Below are 21,164 nucleotides of genomic sequence, written 5' to 3' on the forward strand. Positions count from 1 at the left end.
ACGATCCCCCAACGCATCAAGGAGCCCCCAATGAACAACCTCTACACCCCTGAAATCCGCCGCCGAATCTTCCTCGCAGGACTCGGCGCCATCTCCACCACCGCACTGCTGACGGCATGCGGCGGGGTCACCGCCACGAACACCTCCGGTTCCACTACACCGGTGGACGGCGGCGACATCACCTTCCTCATCCAGGGATACGACACTGGCTGGGTATCCAGCAAGACGGCCATCTCCAGCTACGAGGGCAACCTGTGGGGCCAGATCACGGACAAGCTGGTGTACGTCAACGAAAAGGGTGAGCTCAGCCCGTGGGTTGCCGAGAGCTGGGAGGAACTCAACGGCGCCAAGGATTTCGTCATCCACCTCAAGCAGGGCGTCACGTTTTCCGATGGCACTCCGCTGGACGCGGCAGCCGTCGTCGCCAACCTCAACGCCTGGGCCAAGGGAGACTCCACGCGCGGCATCAGCAAGGTGGGCCTCTTCCCGTCCAGCAACTTCGTCGCTGCCGAGGCCACTGACGCAGCCACAGTGAAGGTCTCCTTCTCCTCGCCCGCGCTGGGCTTCATCGCCACATTGGCGTACCACGGCTGCATCCTGCTCTCACCGAAGACCCTCGCACTCCCGGTAGAGGCTCAGGCCGACCTCAGCCAGGAGATCGGCAGCGGCCCGTTCGTGGTCAAGTCCTGGAAGCAGGGTGACAGCTACGTCCTGGAGAAGCGCAAGGACTACAACTGGGGTCCCGCGGCGCTCGGTCACACCGGCCCGGCGCGCCTGGACACCATCACTTACAAGGTCATCAAGGACACCTCGGTCCGCACGTCGACGGTGGTTTCCGGGCAAGCGGATGTTGCCTTCAACGTGGAGCCCCAGGAAATCGAATCGCTCAAAGCGCAGGGCTTCACTGTGGGAACGCCGCGGTACCTCGGCTTTGTGGACGGCTTCCAGGTCAATACCGGCGCTTTCCCCACCAACGATCCCGCCGTGCGGAAAGCCATCCAGCACGGCATCGACCGCGATGAGATCCTCAAGACGGTCTACACCAGCGACTGGAATGCGGCCACCACGTTCATTCAGGGCAATGTTCCGGAAGCAGGCGAATTCAGCAGTTCCTTCGCGTTCGATGCGGATAAGGCCAACAAGATCCTTGACGACGCCGGCTGGGCGTCCGGTTCGGACGGCTACCGCGCCAAGGACGGCAAGACCCTCGAATTCACCCTGACACCCAACCCGTATGTGCCTTCCACCAAGGCTGAGGACGAACTCATCGCCCAGCAGCTCAAGAAGGTAGGCATCAAGGTCAACCTCAAGGTGGTGGACGTCGCCGGCTACGCGGCGGTGCAGGCCAGCAAGCCGCCGCTGTTCCAGACCTCACGCAGTTTCGTCGACGTCGGAACGGTTGCGGGAGTCCTGACCAGCCAGAACAAGGGTGAGGACTGGTTCGGTCTGGGGACAAGTGACCAGAAGCTCAACGACCTCTCCACGGCCATCGCCACTGCCTCCGACCGGGCATCCCGCGAAAAGGTTGCCGACGAACTGCAGCAGTACGTCCTGGAACAGGGCTACTTCATCCCTCTTAACCAGCTCGTCCAGCGCCTGTACCTGATCAGTCCGAAGATCAGGGACGTTCAGTACAACGGCCTGGCCTACGCCAACTTCTACACCGCCTGGATCTCGCAGTGACAGGCGACTACAGGCGCTTTGCCCTGACGCGGGCGGGCCAGGCGATCGTCGTCGTCCTTCTCGCCTATGTCTTGACGTTCCTGATCATCAGCGTCCTTCCGGGCGATGCGATCACCAATACGCTCAGGGACCCCCAGCACGGCCTGAGCGAGGAGGACATCCAGCGGATCGTTGCTTTCTACGGCCTCGATCAACCGGTGATCGTCCAGTTGCTGTTGTCCTTGGGACGCTTCCTGACGGGTGAGCTGGGATTCTCCTTGCAATCCAACCTCCCTGTGGCCCAGATCGTCGGCGACGCGTTGCCGTCCACCCTCACCCTGGCTACCACCGCACTGTTTATCGCGATCATCTTCGCAGTGGTTATTGCCTACGGCGCCCAATATCTCCCTGGCAAGTGGGCGGCCATCGTCCGCTCCATCCCGTCGTTCTTCCTCTCGGTGCCCAACTTCGTCATCGGGTTGGTACTGATCGAGTTCTTCGCGTTCAGACTGCATTCGTTCACCACCACTGATCCGAACAGCCCGATAGCAACCTTGTTCGCCGCCATCACCTTGGCCATTCCGGTCTCGGCGCCTTTGGCCGAGGTACTGATTGCGAGCCTGGACCATGAATCCCGGCAGGAATACGCCGTAGTTGCCCGTTCACGCGGATTGACCGAAGCCAAGCTGTTCGCCAAGCATCTGGTCAAGCCTTCGGCCCTGCCGTCGGTGGCCATGGTGGCGCTCATCGTGGGCGAACTGCTGGGCGGTTCGGTGATTACGGAGACCATTTTCGGCCGCGATGGAATCGGGACCGTCGTACAGAAGGCTGTCACCGGTGAGGACCAACCAGTCCTTCAAGCGGTCGTTTCCCTGTCAGCCGTGGTCTTTGTTGCCGTGAACCTGGTGGCGGATCTTGCCTCGCCGCTGCTGGATCCACGCGTCAAACTCAGGGAGACCAAACTCAGGGAGAAGGTGGGCGCATGACTGCCATCCTCAGCAACATACAGCTCCGCAACGTTGGAGCGGCGTCCAGGAAGCTCACCGCAGGCCTCCCGCCGGCAACGGTCATCCTGTCCTTCGTCGTCGTCCTCGTGGTCATCCTGTGGTCACTGCTTCCAGGCCTTTTTACCTCGTTCAGCCCCGTCACTGGGGACACGGCAAGCAAGTTGGCTGCACCGAGCGCGGCCCACTGGTTCGGCACGGATTACCTGGGGCGCGATCAATACGCCCGGGTGGTCCATGGAACCGCGTCGTCGGTGACCAGTGCGCTGGTCGCGGTACTCATCGGCCTGGTGATCGGAAGCATCATCGGCCTCGCCAGCGGGTTCCGTGGCGGCTGGGTGGATGCTGTCCTGGGCCGATTCGTTGACGTCCTGCTGGCCATTCCCGGTTTCCTCCTGGCCGTCGTCATTGTGAGCTCACTGGGTTTCCAGACCATCAATGCCGCGATTGCCACCGGAGTGTCCGCCGTCGCGGTCTTTGCCCGGCTGATGCGTGCAGAAGTAATGCGGGTCCGCAGCGCCACCTACGTGGAAGCCTCCTACCTTGAGGGCGGAAACAGGTGGCACGCGCTGTTGGGCCACGTCCTTCCCAACGCATACCGCTCGGTGCTGGTCCTGGCCGTCCTGCAGTTCGGCACATCGATCCTGATCATCGCCTCCCTGGCCTTCCTTGGCTACGGCGATCCGCCCCCCGCCTCGGACTGGGGACTGCTGGTCGCGTCGGGAAAAACCTATGTCACGGCCCCCTGGCTCGTGTACGCCCCGGCTTTGGTCATCGTGGTCACCGTCCTCTCCGTGAACCGCATCAGCCGCTGGCTGCGAAACGCCAAGTGAAAATTCGAAAGGACACCGACGTGTCAGCTGACCTATTAACAGTGGAAGGCTTGTCGATCGCCTACGGTCCCACCGCCGTCGTGCATGACGTCGCCTTTTCGGTGGCCAAGGGCGGGAGCCTGGCGCTGATCGGCGAATCCGGTTCGGGCAAGTCAACCATCGCCAAAGCCATCCTGCGCTTGCTTCCCCACGGCGAAGCAACAGCGACGGGCCGCGTCGCGCTGAACGGCGGTGACGTCCTTGCTTTGCCCGAAAAGCAGTTCCGCCCCTTGCGCGGCCGGGAACTCGGGTTCATCCCGCAGGATCCGGCCTCCGCGTTGAACCCTGTCCGAACCATCGGCGCCCAAGCGCAGGAAGCAGCGGCGCTGCTTGGCGGGACGGATCCGGAGGTGCGCCGCAGCAAAATCCTGTCCGTCCTGGAACAAGTGGGCCTGCCCGATCCGAGCCGGGTCTACGACTCCTACCCCCACCAGCTCTCGGGCGGCATGCTCCAACGCGTGCTGATCGCGCTCACCGTGCTGCCCCGCCCCTCGCTGATCGTGGCCGACGAACCCACCTCCGCCTTGGACGTGACCGTGCAGAAGCTCATCCTGGACATGCTCACAGAGCTGCGACAGGAGTTGGACATCGGCCTGCTCCTGATTACACACGATCTCGCAATCGCAGCCGAACGCGCCGATTCGCTGGTGGTGCTGAAGGACGGCACCGTGCAGGAAAGTGGCCCTTCGCGGGACGTTTTCGCCTCCCCGCAAACGGATTACGCCCGCAGCCTTCAGGCGGACGTCCCTGCACTTCATCCGGACAGGTACCGGAACCAGCGCACTGCCCTTCGACCCGCCGAGCCGGCGCACGACGGCGACTCCCGCACTGGTGCGTCTACCGCACCGGCCGCCGGACTCCAGATAGAGGTCCAGAGCGTGACCAAACGCTTTTCAGCCGGCGGAAAGGATGTCCTCGCCTGCGACGGCGTGTCCTTCTCCGTGGAACGTGGGCGAACGCATGCGCTGGTTGGCGAGTCAGGCTCCGGCAAGACCACAGCGGTGCGGCTGCTGCTGGGCCTTGAACAGGCGGACGGTGGGGAGATCGCGGTAGCCGGTCAATCGACGTCGGGCAGGTCACGGGCAGAGGTGCGCGACATCCGCCGGCACCTCCAACTCGTCTACCAAAACCCCTTCACCTCCTTGGACCCCACCTGGCGGGTTGGAAAAATCATCCGTGAACCCCTGGACCAGTTCGGAGTGGGCTCCAAATCCGAACGTGCCCAGCGTGTGCGGGAGGCGTTGGAATCCGTGGGGCTGCCTGCCGATGTCGCCTCCCGCCGGCCCGCACATTTGTCCGGCGGTCAACGCCAGCGGGTGGCGATCGCCCGCGCGCTGGTGGTGAGGCCCGACGTCGTGGTTTTGGACGAACCGACATCCGCACTGGACGTGAGTGTCCAGGCAGGGATCCTGGAGCTGCTCTCCAAACTGCAACGCGAACTTGGCCTGACCTACCTGTTCGTCTCGCATGACCTGGCGTTGGTGAGGCAGGTGGCGGACACAGTTTCTGTCCTGCGGAGGGGGCAAGTGGTGGAGGACGGGCCTGTGGAGGACATCTTCTCGAGACCGCAACACCCCTATACCCGCGCGCTCCTCGACGCGATACCCCTGGCTGCGCCGGCTGCCGCCGCAGCTGCGTCTGGCGAGGACGCCACGGAAGCCAAACAACTAGCAAAGGCGACAGCATGACCACCGATACCCTGACAACCACCCGTCGGCCCGCCCTCATCGAGGCCTTCACCGCACCGAAGGGTTTCGGCGACCAAACGCTCCGGGACCGCAGGGCAGATGCCATCGAACTCCTGGGTGGCATCCCCGACCCCGGCGTCCTTCCAACGGAGGAACTTGCCGCCGCCACAGCACGCGTCCTGGCCAAACCGGGCGTTCCGGCGCTCCAGTACTCGCGAACGGAAGGCATCTCTCCGCTAAGGGAGTGGATCGCCGAGCGTGAAGGCGTGTCCGTGGACCGGATCCTCATCACCAACGGTGGCTTCCACGGCCTCTCCTTGGCGATCCAGTCCGTCGTGGAACGCGGCGACCTGGTAGCGGTGGACAACCCGATCTTCCCGTTGTTCCTGCGGGGTCTTCAGTTGTCGGACGCCCGGACCCTCCCCGTCTTCGTGGGACCGCAAGGTCTCGACGTCGACCACCTCTCGGAGCAATTGCGGGCGGGCGCGCGTCCGTCTGCCCTATATACAGTCCCGGACTTCCACAATCCTTCCCAGGGAACCCTGAGCGGGCAGGCCCGGAGGGAACTGGTGAGGCTGGCCGAGCACTACGGCTTCGTGATCCTGGCAGACAACCCGTACCGCGAACTTCGTTTTGCCGGTGAGCAGGAGAGCGTGGAGGAATTCAACAACTCGGACCATGTCCTGCACATCAACACCTTCACCAAAACGCTGGGGCCGGGATTGCGCCTCGGCTGGACCGTGGCACCGGAGCGCCTGTCCCGCGACCTGGTTGCTTTGCGCAGCAGGCAGGATTCGCACAGCTCCACGCTGGTCCAGGCGATCATCGGAGAACTGGTGACCTCCGACCCCGGAATCTTCGACGCGACCCTGGACCGGGCCCGGGAGCTGTACCGGAACCGTGCAGAAACGCTTGTTGCCGCGTTGCACCGGGAGGCGCCGGGAGCTTTCGAGACCGTGCTCCCCGAAGGTGGGCTGTTCCTCTGGCCCAAATTGGCGGACTCTTCGGTGGACCCGGACCGGCTTGCTGCCGACGCCAGCGCTGAGGGCGTGGAGTACCAGCGGGGTTCGTTCTTCCCCTCAGGCCCCGGCACCGACGCAGACCGGCACCTGCGCCTGGCATACGGCGACGTTGCGGCTCCGAAGCTCGAGGAAGCCGCGGCACGCCTGGGACGGGCGTTGAAGCGGCAGGTTCCGTAAGCCTCGCCAACCAGGGAAAACAAAAGAGCCCCGGTCCTAAGACCGGGGCTCTTTCGATTGCGTGCGCGAGGGGGGATTTGAACCCCCACACCCTTTCGGATACTGGCACCTGAAGCCAGCGCGTCTGCCGTTCCGCCACTCGCGCGCAACTTCTTTTTCTGGACTTCCGCCGGTTTCCCAGCTTCGTTTCCTTCAAAAGCAGCGAGATCAAGCATAACGGACATTTGCGGCAAAACACCAATCGGAGGGACGAGGCCCCTCCCAGAAGGCGCGGCACCCACCAAAAAGTTCCTCAACACCGGCTGAACTCCACGGAAATTTCACACCCCGACTCCCGCACCAGCAAGGGCCGGGAGAGAACTTTTCCGGGTCGCAAGGCGTTGTGGATTAAGGCCATTCCCAGTCAGTCCCAGTAGTATCGGGAAGTGGAAGGGCCGTCAGGCGCGTACTTCGCTGTGTGCGCAGACGGAACAGACGGTGAACTATCAGACCAGGCACAGCGGGTGCCGCGGCAAGGAAAGGAGAAGGACATGGGTTTGCTGGACAAAGTCGAGCGCGGCATTGAAAAAGCCGTTCGCAACGTCTTCTCCACAGGGTCGCGGGCACGTGTTGAGCCGGTGGAGATTGCGAGCAAGTTGAGGCGCGAGTTGGACAACAAGTCCATCACCATCGCCGCCGGCCGCACCCTCGCCCCCAATGTTTTTGACGTCATGCTCAGCGACGAGGATTTCGCCAGGGCCCAGGAATGGGGCACACCGTTGGCAGAAGAGCTGTGCGACGTCGTCATCCAGCACGTCCGCAGCCAGGGCTACACCCTTCAGGGCGCGGTCCGGATCTCATTCCGTCGCAACGACGAAGAACGCGCCGGGCACTTTGAGATCAATTCCCGGACCGAGAAATCGTCCGATGACGCCTCTCCTGCCCCGCAAGTCCCCCGGGCCCACGTCCCGGCTGCACCGGTGCGCCAACCGACCCGCCTCCAGCCCGTTCTGGACATTGGCGGACAACGGTATTCGCTCAACGCCCAGTCAGTGGTGCTGGGCCGCTCCTCGGAGGCCGACATCCTGGTGGATGACACCGGCGTCTCCCGGAAGCACCTTGAGGTCCGCACCCAGAACGGCAGCACCTGGGCCGTTGACCTTGGGTCCACCAACGGCAGCTACGTCAATGGGCACAAGGTGAACGGCAGCGTGGAACTTACCGACGGCTCAACCATCACGATGGGACGTACCAAGATCATTTTCCGCCTCCTCCCCCAAACCCCGGGTGGCAACGCGTGAACGACATCAGCGAACTGACCATCACAGCGCTTCGCTTCGGGTTCCTGCTGCTGCTGTGGGTCTTGATCTTCAGCATCGTGTCCACCATGCGCCGCGACTTCCAGATTGGCCGCAAGGCCGTCACTGGAGTTCCCACGGCACGCGAAGTCCGCAAGCATCCTGAACTGGCAGCCTCCCCGCCGCCGGCAATCCAGCATGCCCGCACACTCGTGGTCACCGAGGGCCCGCTCAAGGGCACTACTGTTCCACTGGCAGCCAGCCCCATCCTGCTGGGCCGCGCGCAGGAAGCCACCCTGGTCCTGGAAGACGATTACGCTTCGGGCCGGCACGCGCGTCTGTTCCCGCAGGGCAGCCGCTGGTTCATTGAGGACCTCGGTTCCACCAACGGCACCTACTTGGCCGATCAACAACTCACCCGGGCTTTGCCGGTGGAGCTTGGCGTCCCCGTGAGAATCGGCAAGACGGTCATTGAATTGAGGCCGTAGTCCATGGCCTCCCCCGAGACCCCCGAAGGCAAGGAAACGCCTGCGGAGCGCCCACTCATCATGCGCTACGCGGCCCGCTCCGACGTCGGACGGATCCGCTCCAAGAATGACGACTCAGCCTACGTGGGCCGTCATTTAGCGGTGGTTGCCGACGGCATGGGCGGTCACGCCGGCGGTGACGTCGCTTCAGCATCAACGGTCCTGGACATGATCCATCTGGACCACGCCGACTACGCGGACGGTGCCGAAACGGTCCTCGCAGACGAGATCCAGACCGCCAATTCCCTGCTTTCCGAGCTTGTCCACCAGAATCCCAAGCTTTCCGGCATGGGCACCACCGTGACTGCGCTTCTCCTTGAAGACCGCAAGCTCCATTTCGCTCACATCGGGGACTCCCGCGCCTACCGGCTGCGCAACAAGAAGTTCGAGCAAATCAGCATCGACCACACGTTCGTGCAGCGCCTCATCGATGAGGGCCGTCTCCGCCCCGAGGAAGCCGAAACCCATCCCCACAAGAACGTCCTGATGCGCGTCCTGGGTGACGTCGATGCCAGTCCCGAACTCGACCTGGACGTCCTTGACGTGGAGCCCGGCGAACGCTGGCTGCTCTGCTCAGATGGACTCAACTACGTTGCAGGCCACGTCGTGGAGCGCATGGTCCGCGAGACCAAGGACCTGCGTGAGTGCGCTGAAATCCTGGTGGATCTCACCTTGGAAGCAGGCGCACCGGACAACGTCACCGTGGTGATGCTGGAGATCGTGGAAGAGACGGACGACGACGTCAACACGGCCGCCGTCGACGTCGTTCCGGCTGCGGCGCTTGCCGCGGTGGACGAGCCTGAAACCGTGACGGCGTCCAAGTCCTCCGAGGGACCTTCCGCGACCAAGGCTGCTGAGGACACGCAGTCCGAAGCCAAGAACAAGGCCGCGCGGGATGCCGATGCCGGATCCTCATTCAGTGCGGGTGACCCGGACAAGGAAGACGAGGACTCCGTTGAGGCGTCCGCGTCCACGGATGAGTCCGCCGAACCTCCCGCCACTACCGACCCGCACCTCGGTGAGCACCTGTCCGCAGAGGTTCTCCGCGAAGAACTGGCCAGCCGTCCCCATGAACTGGTTGGTGCCGCAGCCACCGCCGCAGAGACTGGATCCATACCCACAGTCGCGGGTCGGACCGTTGCCCGCAGGGCAGCGACCGTCCTCACCCACAAGGCCGAACAGGATCGGGTGGATGCTGAGGAACCGGCAAGGCGCCGCGTCCGTTGGCTGATGCCGGCCGTTGCAGCCGTTGTCATCGTCGGCGTCGTAGTTGGCCTGTGGCTCGGCTACGCGTGGACCCAGACCCGCTATTACGTGGGCGAATTCGATCAGCGCGTTGCCATCTTCAACGGAATTTCGCAGCGGCTGGGCCCCATTCAGCTTTCCCGGCTCGAAGCCGTAACCGATATCAGGGTGGATTCATTGCCGGAATACGGCCAACAGAGCGTACGCCAAACCGTTCCGGCGGGTGACCTCGACGACGCGCAGACCATTGTGGAGAACTTGAAGAACACGGGCAGCGCCTCCGCCAACTGCCCCACGACTCCAGCGACAGCCTCGCCGTCGCCGTCGCCGACCAGCAGCGTGCCGGTACCCAGTACCGCGGCCGTCGCCACGCCTTCGCCCACCCCGACTCCCTGTGAGGCGGCCAAGTGATACAGACTGAAACTGCTCCCAAACCGCGCAGGAACGTTGAACTCGTTCTTATCGTGCTGGCCCTTGCTGTCGGTATCGGTGCGAGTGCACTGGTCAGCATTAACTCGGAAGTGGGCCTGGACAGGGACTTCTGGTTCCAGTCGAGCCTGCTCGCGGTTGCTGCCTTTGCCTTCCATATGGTCCTCAGGCTCCGCGCGAAGTATGCCGATCCAGTAATACTTCCCATTGTCGTGGCTCTGAATGGTCTTGGCCTGGCGCTCATCCACCGGATGGACGGCCCGGCCGACGATACCGGCAACAACCAGCTTCGGTGGACGCTGATCGCCATGGCGGTATCCATCGCCGTGATTTGGTTCCTGAAAGATCACCGGGTCCTGCGCCGCTTCACGTACATCTCGCTGGCCGCGAGTGCATTCCTTCTCCTGCTTCCCTTGATTCCGGGTATTTCCGCAGGTGAAATCCTGGGCGCGCGCGTCTGGATCCGAGTGGGTCCCATGACCTTCCAGCCCGGTGAAATCGCCAAGATCACCCTGGCCATATTCTTCGCCGGGTATCTCTCCTCCAACCGGGACCTCATCCTCCTGGCGGGCCGGAAGATCGGTCCCATGCAGTTCCCGCGGTTCAAGGACCTCGGACCCATGATCACCGCCTGGCTGGTCAGCATTGGCGTCTTGGTTTTCCAGCGCGACCTCGGATCCTCCATCCTCTTCTTCGGCCTGTTCATCGTGATGATTTACGTGGCCACCAGCCGTATCTCCTGGGTGGTCATTGGCCTGCTGCTGATCCTTGGCGGCGGATTCATTGCATCGCAGATCTTCTCCCACGTGGCATTCCGCATTGACAGCTGGATCAACGCCTTCACCCCGGAGGTCTTCGGCAGGTCTCCCGGCGGCAGTGGGCAGATCGTGCAGGGCTTGTTTGGCATGGCCGATGGAGGCCTTGTAGGAACGGGCCTCGGCCAAGGCCGGCCCGACCTGGTTCCGTTCGCCAACAGCGACATGATCGTGGCCCTCATCGGTGAAGAACTGGGCTTGATCGGCCTGTTCGCCGTCGTCATGCTCTACCTGCTGCTCTTCACCCGTGGCTTCCGCGCTGCCCTGGGCACCCGCGACGCCTTCGGCAAGCTGCTGGCATGCGGTTTGTCCTTTGCCATTGCCCTGCAGTGCTTCGTCGTCATCGGTGGCGTCACCCGGCTCATCCCGCTCACAGGCCTGACCACCCCGTTCCTGGCCGCCGGCGGTTCTTCGCTGCTCGCCAACTGGATCATCGTTGGCCTCCTGCTGATGATCTCCAACACGGCCCGCGGACCCGTGGACACCACACCCATGGTCAACAAGCCCCCGGCGAGCACCACCACCACACGTAAACCGACCACGGGACAAACACCCAGCGCACCAACAGAGGCGGTGAAGCAACAATGAACCAGGCTATTCGCAGCTCCTGGATGGCCGCCGTCGCCATGTTTGCGTTGATCTTCGGCGCCATCAGCTACGTCCAGGTCATTGGCGCTGACGACCTCAACGCCAATCCTTGGAACCAGCGCGCCATCCTCGCTTCGTTCTGCAACGATCGCGGGGCCATCATTGTTGGCGGCAAGCCGGTTGCCGAGTCCGTCGCCGGCACCGAGTCCTGCGCGTTCCAGCGTCAATACAACCAACCTGAGCTGTACGCCGGCATCACCGGATACTTCTCCAAGGGTTTCGGCTCCACCGGCCTGGAACAATCAATGGGCGATACCCTCGCGGGCAACTCCGACCAGCTCTTCCTGGACCGCATCAGCCAGATGTTCCTCGGCAACGAGCCCAAGGGAGCCTCAGTTGAGCTGACCCTGGATCCCGAAATCCAGAAGCTGGCCTTCGACCTCATCCCGGATGGGCAGCGTGGGTCCATCGTGGTCACGAATCCACGGACGGGTGCCGTTCTGGCGATGGTCTCCAAGCCGTCCTACGACCCCAACCTGATCGCGACCCACGACACTGCCGCCGCACAGGCCAACTACAACGAGCTGAACCAGATTCCCGGCATCAACCTGAACCAGAACGTCAGCGGTCCCACGGGCAACCTGCTCTCACCTGGTTCGGTGTTCAAGCTCATCGATACCGCAGCTGCGCTGAAGTCGGGGAAGTACAACAAGGACAGCGAACTGCCCAACCCCAGCAGCCTGCCGTTGCCCGGGTCCAGCGCCAGCCTCCCCAACTATGCCGGGGGTAACTGCAACGTCCGCGAAACGGCGTCGTTCGCCTTCGCCCTGGAACAGTCCTGCAATACACCGTTCGCCAGCATTGCGCTGGACCTCGGCCAGGACGCCATCCGCGACCAGGCGGAGAAGTTCGGCTTCGGCGACACGTTCGGAGATCAGCTCAAGCTCCAGCAGGCCCCCAGCATTTTCCCGAAGGACCTCGACCAAGCCCAGCTCGCCCAGTCATCGGTGGGCCAGCGCGACGTCAAGGCCACTCCGCTGCAGATCAACATGATGACCGCGGCGATTGCCAATGGCGGCGTGCAGATGAAGCCCAACCTGGTCAAGACTGTGCGCGCCCCCGATCTCCGTGTCATCAGCGAGTTCAAGTCCGAGGCCCTCCGCACCAGCACTACTCAGCCCATCGCGGCACAGATCACCGAGTGGATGACCAGCGCTGTGGACAACGGCATTGCCAAGGGAGCAGCGGTTTCCGGAGTCAAGGTAGCCGGCAAGACCGGTACTGCGGAACTCGGCGATTCAGGTTTGAACAACTCATGGTTTACCGGGTTCGCCCCGGCAAACGACCCGCAAGTGGCCGTCACCATCGTCATGGAAGGTGTGGACGTGCTCAGCGGTGCCCAGCTAACCAGTCCGAACGCAAAGAAGATTTTTGAGGCGGTGTTGAATAAGTGAGGCCTACTTCGGGAATCACACTCGGCGGCAGGTTCCAGCTGACCAGTCGCATTGCGATTGGCGGCATGGGCGAGGTCTGGAAGGCCAAGGACCAGATCCTCGGCCGGATCGTTGCCATCAAGGTGCTCAAGGAGGAATATACGGGTGACCCCGGCTTCCTCCAAAGGTTCCGTGCCGAGGCGCGGCACACCGCCCTGCTCAACCACGTGGGCATCGCCAACGTCTTCGATTACGGCGAGGAAGCCGGCTCGGCCTACTTGGTCATGGAGCTCGTCCCGGGACACCCCCTGAGCGGGATCCTTGAACGCGAGCAGGTGTTGTCGCCGGACATGACGCTCTCCATCATTGCGCAGACCGCCCGCGCCCTGGCCGTGGCACACGCGCAGGGCCTGGTTCACCGCGACATCAAGCCGGGCAACCTGCTGATCACACCGGACAATCGCGTCAAGGTCACCGACTTCGGCATCGCCCGCCTGGCGGACCAGGTTCCCCTGACCCAGACCGGTCAGGTGATGGGCACTGCCCAGTACCTGGCTCCTGAGCAGGCAACCGGACAGACCGCCACGGGTTCCTCGGACATCTACTCGCTCGGGGTTATCGGCTACGAGTGCCTCACGGGCCACCGTCCCTTCTCCGGCGAATCGCAGATTGCGATCGCCTTGGCACAGGTCAACGACGCGCCTCCGCCCCTTCCGGAGACCCTGCCAACGCCAGTGCGCGCCCTGCTGATGTCCATGCTGGCCAAGGACCCGAAGAACCGTCCCGCCAACGCCATCAAGCTTGCCGAAGCCGCAGATGCCATCCGCAACGGAGACATCGCCACGGCCCACGCCGCCGTACCCGGCATGCTGCTCTTCGAATCCACTACCGGACCCATCACGGCGCCCGTCGACACCGCAACCGCGCCCACCGGCGTCGTCACCTCACCCTACGGAAAGGAGCAGTCGTCGACGGCGACCTCCGCACTTCCGGTGCTGGGTGCCGGTGCAGCCGGGGCTGCTGTGGGAGCCGCCGCGGCCGCGTCCGACAATCCCTTGTCGCGCGCCAACGCCCTGGAAGCAGAGCGCCAGCTGAACGACGAAGAAGAAGTTGCCTACATCGACGACGAGAACTTCGACGACGGCGAGCCGGAACGCAAGAAGCGCAGCCCGTGGACGTGGCCGTTGGTTGCCTTGATCCTGCTGGTGCTGTTCGCCCTGGTTGGTTTCCTGATCTCGCAGTCCGGCTTCTTCTCGCCGAGCCCCAGCCCGAGCCAGTCAACCTCGGCCAGTGCCAGCAAGACAGCGAGCCCGACGTCCACGTCGGCCACGCCGACGGCGACGACACCTCCTCCCACGTCCGAGGCGCCGTCCCCTACGCAGTCCACACCGCAGACGATCAATCTGATCCCCGCTGAGTACCTCGGCAAACCGTTCGACACCGTCAGCGCCCAACTCGCTGCACTTGGCCTTCAGGTCAGGGGCGAACAGGTATTTGACGATGAAGCTGCTGTTGGCATCGTGACGGGCCTGGACCCGACGGGGGCGGTTCAGCCCGGTGAAGTCATCACGGTGCAGTACTCCAAGGGCCCCGAAGCTCCCAAGACGGTTGCTGTTCCCAGCATCGCCCCCGGGGCCAGCGAGAGCGCCGTCAGGTCCACCCTCGAAGGCGCAGGGCTGAAGTGGATCCCGGGCGATCCTGTCAATGGGGCCGTAGGCCAGGCACCGGGGACGTTTGTGCGGTCGTCGCCGGCCGCCGGTGCCGAAGTCCAGGAAGGCTCCACCGTGACCTACTTCCTGTCCAAGGCAGTTGTCCCCACCAGCCCGGGATCGGCCAGCGCCAACCCCAGCAGCTCCGGCAATCCCAGCAGCCGGTAATTCACCATGTCCACGCCACGCCAAGGCCCTGCGCATCGAGAGGAGAGCACACCTGTGTCTTCACAGCGCATCCTCAATGCCCGCTACGAACTCGGTGATTTGATCGGTCGTGGCGGCATGGCGGACGTATACCGCGGAACGGATACTTTGCTGGGACGGACCATTGCGGTCAAGGTCCTGCGCGCAGACCTTGCCCGTGATCCCCAGTTCCAAGCCCGGTTCAAACGCGAGGCCCAGGCCGTCGCGGCGCTGAACCATCCCTCCATCGTGGCCATTTTCGATACCGGCGAATATTCCGTCCCCGGAGGTCCCGGCGAGGACGTCCGTGTTCCGTACATCGTCATGGAATACGTCGCAGGGCGCACCCTGCGGGACATGATCAAGGCGAACGAACTGGGCGTCGAGAATTCCATCGGCTACACCCTCGGTGTCCTGGCCGCCCTGGAATACAGCCACCGTGCGGGAATCGTCCACCGGGACATCAAGCCTGCCAACGTCATGGTCTGCGCAGACACGGGGGACGTCAAAGTCATGGACTTCGGCATCGCGCGTGCCATGGCGGATTCTGCGGCCACCATGACCCAAACGCAGGCCGTCGTTGGCACGGCACAGTACCTTTCCCCGGAGCAGGCCCGCGGCGAAACCGTGGACGCACGCAGCGACCTCTACTCGGCCGGTTGCCTCCTCTATGAACTGCTGACCAGCCGGCCGCCGTTTGTCGGCGACAGCCCGGTGTCGGTTGCGTACCAGCATGTGCGGGAAATGCCGGACATGCCCAGCACCCACAATCCGGACGTTTCCGAGGCTTTGGACTCGGTTCTGGCGAAGGCGTTGCAGAAGAGCCGGACAGACCGTTTCCAGGACGCTGCTTCGTTCCGTCGCGCCTTGCGTGCTGCGAGCAACGGCATTCCCGTCCCGGCCATACCGGCCAGCGAAGCGCCCACGGATCCGAACGACTTGGTGGAGCAAGAGGACCCGGCCACGCAGCTCCTGAGTTCCACCGCTGTTGGTTTCCTCGCCGTCGATCAATACAAGGACGAACCCGCTGAACAACAGCCGGAGGAGGTCCTTCCTTTGGGCCTCCCACCGGAAACCGAGCGGACAGCGGGCCAAAAGAGCCGCCGTCGTGCGTGGGCTGCAACTCTGGTGATCTTCACGTTGATCGTGCTGGCCGGTGGTGGGTTCTGGCTTTACAACCTCATGAACACTCCGCCGCCGGTTCCGGCCAAAATCGCCGTGCCCGTGGTGGCCAACATGTCCGAATCCCAAGCCATCCAGGAGCTGTACTCAGCCAAACTGGTGCCTAAAACCGTGCGCGAGCCCAGCGATTCGGTGGCCAAGGACATGACCATCGGGACGGCACCAACAGCCGGCTCCATGCTGGACCAGGACGCCGAGGTGATCCTCAAGATTTCCAGCGGACCAAGCTCAGTGACCATTCCGGCGGACATCGTAGGCCGTACGGAGCCGGATGCGCGGGACGCCCTGCGCAGGCTGGGCATCACCGGTGACGTCACTACCGTCCGTACGCACAGCGCTACTGTTCCGGTCGGAGTGGTCATCAATACCGCCCCGGCACCGGGTGGGGCCATTGCAGCGTCATCGAAAGTGGAACTGCAGGTGTCCACTGGCAAGGTGCTCATGCCCCAGCTGATCGGCCTGCCCGTTGCCGAGGCCGAAGCCTCGCTCAAGACCAATGGCTTGCTGATGGTGGTGGTGGAGCAGGAGAACTCCGAGGTAGCGCCAGGCACCGTGACGGCCCAGAGCGAGACGTTCAACACCGAAGTGGATCAGGGTAAGTCCGTCACCATCACGGTGGCCAAGGCCCCCGTCACCCCGACGCCCACTCCCACTCCAACGCCCACGGAGACGGACAAACCCACGCCGAAGCCGACGAACACCAAGAAGTAGCCGGCCGGCTGCCGCGTCCGCCACCCTCCGCGTGCTGCTCCTTCGTCGCTTTGACGCACGCTTCCGGTTGCCGGCCCGCGTCAGCTGACTTTGGGACTGCTTACTGCTTGATCAGCGGGCTCAGTTTGGCGGCGCGTTCGGCCGCTCCCGCCATCCCGACTGACTCCAACCAGTTACCGAGCATCTGGTAGCCGCCCTCGGTGAGAACGGATTCCGGGTGGAACTGGACACCACAGAGGGGTGCTGTCTTGTGCTGGAGACCCATCACCACGCCGTTGGTGGTCTCCGCAGTGATCTCCAGGACCTCCGGGATGGAGTCGCGAACCGCGGCGAGTGAGTGGTAGCGCGTTGCCGTCACGGGCGAGGGGAGGCCCGCGAAGACGCTCTTGCCCTCATGCTGGACGGGGGATGTCTTGCCGTGCATGAGTTCCGGCGCGTGGGTTACCACTCCGCCGTACGCCTCGGCCAGGGCCTGGTGTCCCAGGCAAACGCCGAACATGGGCTTGGCGTTGTCGCCGCACCACTTGATGAGCTCGATGCACACGCCGGCCTCGGCGGGGGTTCCGGGGCCCGGCGAGACGAGGACGCCGTCGCGGGTGGCGGCGAGTTCAGTGGCCTCGGCGAGAGTTACATCGTCGTTGCGGACCACGGTTGTCTCCGCACCCAGCTCCTGCAGGTATCCCACCAGGGTGTAGACGAAGCTGTCGTAGTTATCTACTACAAGAATTTTTGTTGTGCTCATGGCTGCTGCACTAAACCAATCGTTGAGTCAGTCAATGTGGTGAATTGGGAGAACCAAGGGAAGAGGAACTGGACCATCAGTATCAGGGCTGCTGCCACCAGTACCAAACACGTCAGGATCCGCACCCATACAGGTCCCGGTAGATGACGGAAAATCCACGCATACATCCGCTACCCCTTTCCTTGTGTCTTGGCTACTTGGGCGGCGATGTCCGACGGCGGCCCTGCTGAGGCCGGTTGCCACCCCTCCATCACGGAGTAGGCGATGATTCGTTCCTGCGAACCGAAACGCGGGTTGCAGCTGGTCATGGTCAGGATGCTCTCCTCCGGTGCGACGCCCGGCTGGGTGGGCACGGGGAGCAACACATCAGTGCGGTTGGGAAGCACGATCTGGTTGTTGCGGAAGACGTAGTTGTAATAGCCGTCCGCCGTCTGAACATAGATCTTGTCCCCGGGAACCAGCGTGTGGATGCTGTCCAGGACGGCTCCGTGGGTTTGCCGGTGGCCGGCCACGGCGAAGTTGCCGGGAGCGCCGGGCATGCTGGTACTTCCATAATGACCCAGGCCCAGAGTGTCCAGGACGTCCGCGCCGGTTCCTTCGATGATGGGACGCGTATAGTCGGCGCCAAAGCGGGGGATATACATGATCCCGATCGTTTCACCGTTGGACGGAGCTGTTCCCACCACCGGCTCACCGTAGTCCGCCGCCTTCGACGGATCAGCCGGAGTTACCGGGCCGGTGAGTTGTTGGGCGAAGTTCTGCACGGCCTCGGTCTGCTTGGCGTCCGACTCAACGTTGGTCCACCACAATTGCCAGCCCACAAACAGCAGCAGGACAACGCCGGCAGTGATGAGGAGTTCACCGAGGATCCGGCTGATCTTGCGAATGACATCCGATGCCCGCAGACGCCTGCGGGGAGCCCGATCCGGACCGTGGCGCCCGGACGGCACGGCAGAAGCCGCCGTCGTCTGCTGATGCGCCACAGCGTCTCCTCGAATCGGCGCGGGCGCGGCGGGCGGACCCCGAGTTGCGGCTAGACTTGACAGCTAGAACCAACCCGGAACGCCGCGTGGCCGTTAACCGCTGGAATTTTCCTTCCTGCAGGATATCAAGGCCGGCCGAAACGGGTATTAACCTACAGCCAAGGAGGATCCGTGCCCGAGTCCAAGCCCCGCAAGCGGCCTGCCCGCCAGGACCAGCAGACTTCCGCAGCGCAGCAGTACAAGCCCAACCCGGTCTGGTACAAGGCCGTGATGTTCGGACTGATGATTCTCGGCCTGATCTGGATCATCACTTTTTACATTACCGAGGGTCAGTTTCCCGTCCGTGACTGGGCATCCTGGAACATCGTGGCAGGGTTCGGCATCGCGATTGTCGGCTTCCTCATGACCACCCGCTGGCGCTCCTAGGAAACCCGCACCTCACATCTCCTTGGCCGTGGACGTCTACAGGATATGAACATCCGGCACACCACCATGGATTCCCCGCTGGGGCAGCTGACGCTGACTGGCCAGGGGGAGTTCCTGACGGGCATCTTCTACGAGGGCCACTGGCACATGCCTCCGCCCGAGTACTTCGGAGTCCCCGTGGGTCTCGACGATCCTGTGTTTGCGCGGGCAAGGACCGAGCTGGACGAGTATCTTGAGGGCCGCCGCACCGTTTTCGACATTCCCTGTCAGACACACGGGAACGCCTTCCAGGAGAAGGTCTGGACGCGGCTCCGGGAGATCCCCTTTGGCGAGACAGTCACCTATGGTGCGTTGGCGGCTGAGCTGGGCGATGCGAACCTCGCCCAGGCCGTCGGTTCGGCTGTTGGCCGCAACCCCATCAGCATCATCATTCCGTGCCACCGTGTGGTGGGACGCAAGGGTCAGCTGACCGGGTACGCGGGTGGGCTGCCGAACAAACGTTTCCTTCTGGAGCTGGAGGAACCGGCGGCCGTTAAAGAGGGAAAGCTTTTCTGATGGGTCGTCGGCAGGTGGTCAGCAGGAAACCGTTCGAATCAGTGGTGCAGGAACAGGGCGCCACCATCCTGCGTGTGTGCCGTGCAATCCTGGGCGTTCATGATGCCGATGATGCTTGGTCCGACACCTTCCTCGCGGCCCTGCAGGCCTATCCAGAGCTCCCGCAAGAGTCCAACGTGCAGGCTTGGCTCGTCACCATAGCGCACCGAAAATGTATCGACCATCTGCGTGCCGGCAACCGCCGGGCCCTTCCCATGGATTCTCCGCCCGAACAACCATCGCACCTCGGCATACCCGGTGAAGGTCATGCGGAACTGCTGGAGGCGGTGGCGCACCTTCCACCCAAACAACGGCAAGCCGTGGCGTACCACTACCTCGCCGGCCTTCCGTACAAGGACATAGCCGACCTCCTGGGAGGCACTCCGGAGGCTGCGCGACGCGCCGGAGCGGACGGCGTCAAGGCTCTCCGCAGCGCGCTGGTTGATGTTCCGGCGCTGGCACACTCACTGTCGAAGGGAGAAATCCGATGACCCTTGAATCAAGCCCGGACCACTATGAGATGACGTCCCTTCTGGAGCCCCTTGATGCCGGGCTGGAACCCGCACTTGCAAGCCTTCGTGCCCGCCTGGCCCGCGATGCACAACTGACACACACCCTGGACGTGGCCTACCGGGTGGTGGACTCACCTGTGGGAAAACTCCTGTTGGCTGCCACTGACCGGGGAATAGTCCGGGTCGCCTTCGAGGTGGAAGGCCATGACGATGTCCTGCAGCACCTGTCGGACACCGTCAGTGCCCGCATCCTTCAGGCACCGGCGCGTTTGGATGATGCCGCGCAGCAACTCGATGAGTACTTTGAGGGCACGCGGACGGAGTTCGACCTCACTCTGGATTTCCGTTTGTCCCGCGGTTTCCGCCTGAGCGTGCTGCAGCACTTGCCCAGGATCGCCTACGGCCGGACCGAAAGCTACGCGGAAGTCGCCTTGGCCGCCGGCAGCCCCAATGCCGTGCGGGCGGTCGGAACGGCTTGTGCCACCAACCCGTTGCCTGTGATCATCCCGTGCCACCGCGTCGTGAAATCGGACGGCAACTTTGGCGGCTATCTCGGTGGACCGGACGCCAAGCGCGCGCTGCTCACCCTGGAGGCAGCGGCGTGAGCGATGACGCCCTGTTTCCGTTGGAGCTGGTTCAGCGGGAAGCCCGCGACGCCGGTCCCCGCCTGATTGCCCCGGGCGCCGTCCACGTTCCTGGCTGGCTCACCCCCAAACAGCAGCGGTGGATCGTGGCACGTTTCGGGGAATGGACGCACGGTCCGGTTCCCTTGCGTGCTGCGACTCTGCCCGGTGGGCACCAAATGTCGGTGCGGACCGTATGTCTGGGCTGGCACTGGCAGCCTTACAAGTACACACGGGAGGCCACCGACGTCAATGGCCGCCCGGTGCTGGACTTTCCGGACTGGATGGTCCGTTTGGGGCAGAAGGCTGTCGCAGCGGCGTATACCTCCGAAGCAGGAGTTGAGGACTCGTTGGCCGCACTCGCCGTTGGCTACACGCCCGACGCCGCGCTGGTGAACTTCTACAATGACGGCGCGGCCATGGGCATGCACCAGGACAAGGACGAGCGCTCCAACGCCCCTGTAGTTTCCCTCAGTATCGGCGAGGCATGTGTTTTCCGCTTCGGCAATACCAAAACCCGAACCAAGCCCTACACGGACGTTGAGCTGCGCTCCGGAGACTTGTTCGTCTTCGGTGGGCCCTCCCGGTTCGCCTACCACGGCATCCCGAAGGTTCTCCCGGGAACGGCTCCGGAGGATTGCGGGCTCCCACACGGACGGATCAATATCACCATGAGGGTCACCGGCCTGTCGTAAGGAGTATTCCTGGCGCCCGGTCTCAATGCAGAGAGAATGTCGGAGGCACCGGGCACAATATC

19 protein-coding genes and 1 tRNA gene are annotated in these 21,164 nt (G+C 63.5%); 17 read left to right on the forward strand and 3 right to left on the reverse strand.

All coding sequences use genetic code 11. The features are described from left to right. Window positions 1-30: 30 nt before the first annotated feature. The 5 genes from QF015_RS19805 to QF015_RS19825 are packed head-to-tail and all read left to right on the forward strand — an operon-like array spanning window position 31 to window position 6,425. On the forward strand, window positions 31-1,683 hold the full coding sequence (locus QF015_RS19805) for an ABC transporter substrate-binding protein (protein ID WP_310208264.1): 1,653 nt from the start codon (window positions 31-33) through the stop codon (window positions 1,681-1,683). Beyond that, entirely contained in the window at window positions 1,680-2,648 is a 969-nt protein-coding gene (locus QF015_RS19810; RefSeq protein WP_310208260.1) for an ABC transporter permease, read from the forward strand. Before QF015_RS19805 ends, QF015_RS19810 begins: the two co-directional genes overlap by 4 nt. Further along, complete coding sequence (locus QF015_RS19815) at window positions 2,645-3,499, forward strand: ABC transporter permease (RefSeq protein ID WP_310208257.1); 855 nt, start codon at window positions 2,645-2,647, stop codon at window positions 3,497-3,499. Before QF015_RS19810 ends, QF015_RS19815 begins: the two co-directional genes overlap by 4 nt. Before the next feature lie 20 nt (window positions 3,500-3,519). Then, the gene (locus QF015_RS19820; protein ID WP_429390514.1) at window positions 3,520-5,226 is read left to right on the forward strand and encodes a dipeptide ABC transporter ATP-binding protein; all 1,707 of its coding nucleotides are present in this window, start codon (window positions 3,520-3,522) and stop codon (window positions 5,224-5,226) included. Continuing rightward, window positions 5,223-6,425 carry a PLP-dependent aminotransferase family protein gene (locus QF015_RS19825; protein ID WP_429390515.1) on the forward strand — a complete coding sequence of 401 codons (1,203 nt, stop codon included), beginning with the start codon at window positions 5,223-5,225 and terminating at the stop codon, window positions 6,423-6,425. Before QF015_RS19820 ends, QF015_RS19825 begins: the two co-directional genes overlap by 4 nt. A gap of 62 nt (window positions 6,426-6,487) precedes the next feature. Here the strand turns inward: QF015_RS19825 and QF015_RS19830 are convergent. Further along, window positions 6,488-6,570 (reverse strand) — tRNA-Leu (locus QF015_RS19830). 385 nt (window positions 6,571-6,955) lie between these two features. On the opposite strand from QF015_RS19830, the gene QF015_RS19835 reads away from it, so the two are divergent. The 7 genes from QF015_RS19835 to pknB are packed head-to-tail and all read left to right on the forward strand — an operon-like array spanning window position 6,956 to window position 16,527. Next, the gene (locus QF015_RS19835) at window positions 6,956-7,705 is read left to right on the forward strand and encodes an FhaA domain-containing protein (protein WP_429390516.1); all 750 of its coding nucleotides are present in this window, start codon (window positions 6,956-6,958) and stop codon (window positions 7,703-7,705) included. Window positions 7,706-7,710: 5 nt separating this feature from the next. Further along, complete coding sequence (locus QF015_RS19840; protein WP_089597073.1) at window positions 7,711-8,190, forward strand: FHA domain-containing protein FhaB/FipA; 480 nt, start codon at window positions 7,711-7,713, stop codon at window positions 8,188-8,190. Window positions 8,191-8,193: 3 nt separating this feature from the next. Further along, entirely contained in the window at window positions 8,194-9,885 is a 1,692-nt protein-coding gene (locus QF015_RS19845) for a PP2C family protein-serine/threonine phosphatase (RefSeq protein ID WP_429390517.1), read from the forward strand. Next, complete coding sequence (locus QF015_RS19850) at window positions 9,882-11,306, forward strand: FtsW/RodA/SpoVE family cell cycle protein (protein ID WP_310208239.1); 1,425 nt, start codon at window positions 9,882-9,884, stop codon at window positions 11,304-11,306. Before QF015_RS19845 ends, QF015_RS19850 begins: the two co-directional genes overlap by 4 nt. Then, the gene (locus QF015_RS19855) at window positions 11,303-12,760 is read left to right on the forward strand and encodes a penicillin-binding transpeptidase domain-containing protein (protein ID WP_310208236.1); all 1,458 of its coding nucleotides are present in this window, start codon (window positions 11,303-11,305) and stop codon (window positions 12,758-12,760) included. The genes QF015_RS19850 and QF015_RS19855 overlap by 4 nt, the downstream gene beginning before the upstream one ends. Continuing rightward, on the forward strand, window positions 12,757-14,616 hold the full coding sequence (locus QF015_RS19860) for a protein kinase domain-containing protein (RefSeq protein WP_310208233.1): 1,860 nt from the start codon (window positions 12,757-12,759) through the stop codon (window positions 14,614-14,616). Before QF015_RS19855 ends, QF015_RS19860 begins: the two co-directional genes overlap by 4 nt. Before the next feature lie 6 nt (window positions 14,617-14,622). Continuing rightward, the gene (gene pknB / locus QF015_RS19865) at window positions 14,623-16,527 is read left to right on the forward strand and encodes a Stk1 family PASTA domain-containing Ser/Thr kinase (RefSeq protein ID WP_429390518.1); all 1,905 of its coding nucleotides are present in this window, start codon (window positions 14,623-14,625) and stop codon (window positions 16,525-16,527) included. 100 nt (window positions 16,528-16,627) lie between these two features. Here pknB and QF015_RS19870 read toward each other — a convergent pair whose 3' ends face one another. Further along, the gene (locus QF015_RS19870; protein ID WP_429390519.1) at window positions 16,628-17,269 is read right to left on the reverse strand and encodes an aminodeoxychorismate/anthranilate synthase component II; all 642 of its coding nucleotides are present in this window, start codon (window positions 17,267-17,269) and stop codon (window positions 16,628-16,630) included. 170 nt (window positions 17,270-17,439) lie between these two features. Beyond that, window positions 17,440-18,267, reverse strand: a complete 828-nt coding sequence (locus QF015_RS19875; RefSeq protein ID WP_429390534.1) for a class E sortase — start codon at window positions 18,265-18,267, stop codon at window positions 17,440-17,442. Window positions 18,268-18,423: 156 nt separating this feature from the next. On the opposite strand from QF015_RS19875, the gene QF015_RS19880 reads away from it, so the two are divergent. The 5 genes from QF015_RS19880 to QF015_RS19900 are packed head-to-tail and all read left to right on the forward strand — an operon-like array spanning window position 18,424 to window position 21,102. Then, window positions 18,424-18,678, forward strand: coding sequence for a cell division protein CrgA (locus QF015_RS19880; protein WP_310208222.1), 255 nt, complete (start codon window positions 18,424-18,426; stop codon window positions 18,676-18,678). A gap of 45 nt (window positions 18,679-18,723) precedes the next feature. Continuing rightward, the gene (locus QF015_RS19885) at window positions 18,724-19,233 is read left to right on the forward strand and encodes a methylated-DNA--[protein]-cysteine S-methyltransferase (protein ID WP_310208218.1); all 510 of its coding nucleotides are present in this window, start codon (window positions 18,724-18,726) and stop codon (window positions 19,231-19,233) included. Continuing rightward, on the forward strand, window positions 19,233-19,763 hold the full coding sequence (locus tag QF015_RS19890; RefSeq protein ID WP_429390520.1) for an RNA polymerase sigma factor: 531 nt from the start codon (window positions 19,233-19,235) through the stop codon (window positions 19,761-19,763). The genes QF015_RS19885 and QF015_RS19890 overlap by 1 nt, the downstream gene beginning before the upstream one ends. Then, window positions 19,760-20,389 carry a methylated-DNA--[protein]-cysteine S-methyltransferase gene (locus tag QF015_RS19895; protein WP_310208214.1) on the forward strand — a complete coding sequence of 210 codons (630 nt, stop codon included), beginning with the start codon at window positions 19,760-19,762 and terminating at the stop codon, window positions 20,387-20,389. The genes QF015_RS19890 and QF015_RS19895 overlap by 4 nt, the downstream gene beginning before the upstream one ends. After that, entirely contained in the window at window positions 20,386-21,102 is a 717-nt protein-coding gene (locus QF015_RS19900) for an alpha-ketoglutarate-dependent dioxygenase AlkB family protein (RefSeq protein WP_429390521.1), read from the forward strand. The genes QF015_RS19895 and QF015_RS19900 overlap by 4 nt, the downstream gene beginning before the upstream one ends. Window positions 21,103-21,164 lie beyond the last annotated feature (62 nt).

The sequence above is a fragment of the Paenarthrobacter sp. TE4293 genome (assembly GCF_050435325.1).
GTDB lineage: Bacteria > Actinomycetota > Actinomycetes > Actinomycetales > Micrococcaceae > Arthrobacter > Arthrobacter nitroguajacolicus_C.

Bases quoted from the DNA above. Each gene is read 5' to 3' on its own strand.
- pknB (WP_429390518.1), top strand. From the start codon at position 14,623: ATGTCCACGCCACGCCAAGGCCCTGCGCATCGAGAGGAGAGCACACCT.
- QF015_RS19835 (WP_429390516.1), top strand. From the start codon at position 6,956: ATGGGTTTGCTGGACAAAGTCGAGCGCGGCATTGAAAAAGCCGTTCGC.
- QF015_RS19815 (WP_310208257.1), top strand. From the start codon at position 2,645: ATGACTGCCATCCTCAGCAACATACAGCTCCGCAACGTTGGAGCGGCG.
- QF015_RS19855 (WP_310208236.1), top strand. From the start codon at position 11,303: ATGAACCAGGCTATTCGCAGCTCCTGGATGGCCGCCGTCGCCATGTTT.
- QF015_RS19890 (WP_429390520.1), top strand. From the start codon at position 19,233: ATGGGTCGTCGGCAGGTGGTCAGCAGGAAACCGTTCGAATCAGTGGTG.
- QF015_RS19885 (WP_310208218.1), top strand. From the start codon at position 18,724: ATGAACATCCGGCACACCACCATGGATTCCCCGCTGGGGCAGCTGACG.
- QF015_RS19805 (WP_310208264.1), top strand. From the start codon at position 31: ATGAACAACCTCTACACCCCTGAAATCCGCCGCCGAATCTTCCTCGCA.
- QF015_RS19845 (WP_429390517.1), top strand. From the start codon at position 8,194: ATGGCCTCCCCCGAGACCCCCGAAGGCAAGGAAACGCCTGCGGAGCGC.
- QF015_RS19895 (WP_310208214.1), top strand. From the start codon at position 19,760: ATGACCCTTGAATCAAGCCCGGACCACTATGAGATGACGTCCCTTCTG.
- QF015_RS19870 (WP_429390519.1), bottom strand. From the start codon at position 17,269: ATGAGCACAACAAAAATTCTTGTAGTAGATAACTACGACAGCTTCGTC.
- QF015_RS19825 (WP_429390515.1), top strand. From the start codon at position 5,223: ATGACCACCGATACCCTGACAACCACCCGTCGGCCCGCCCTCATCGAG.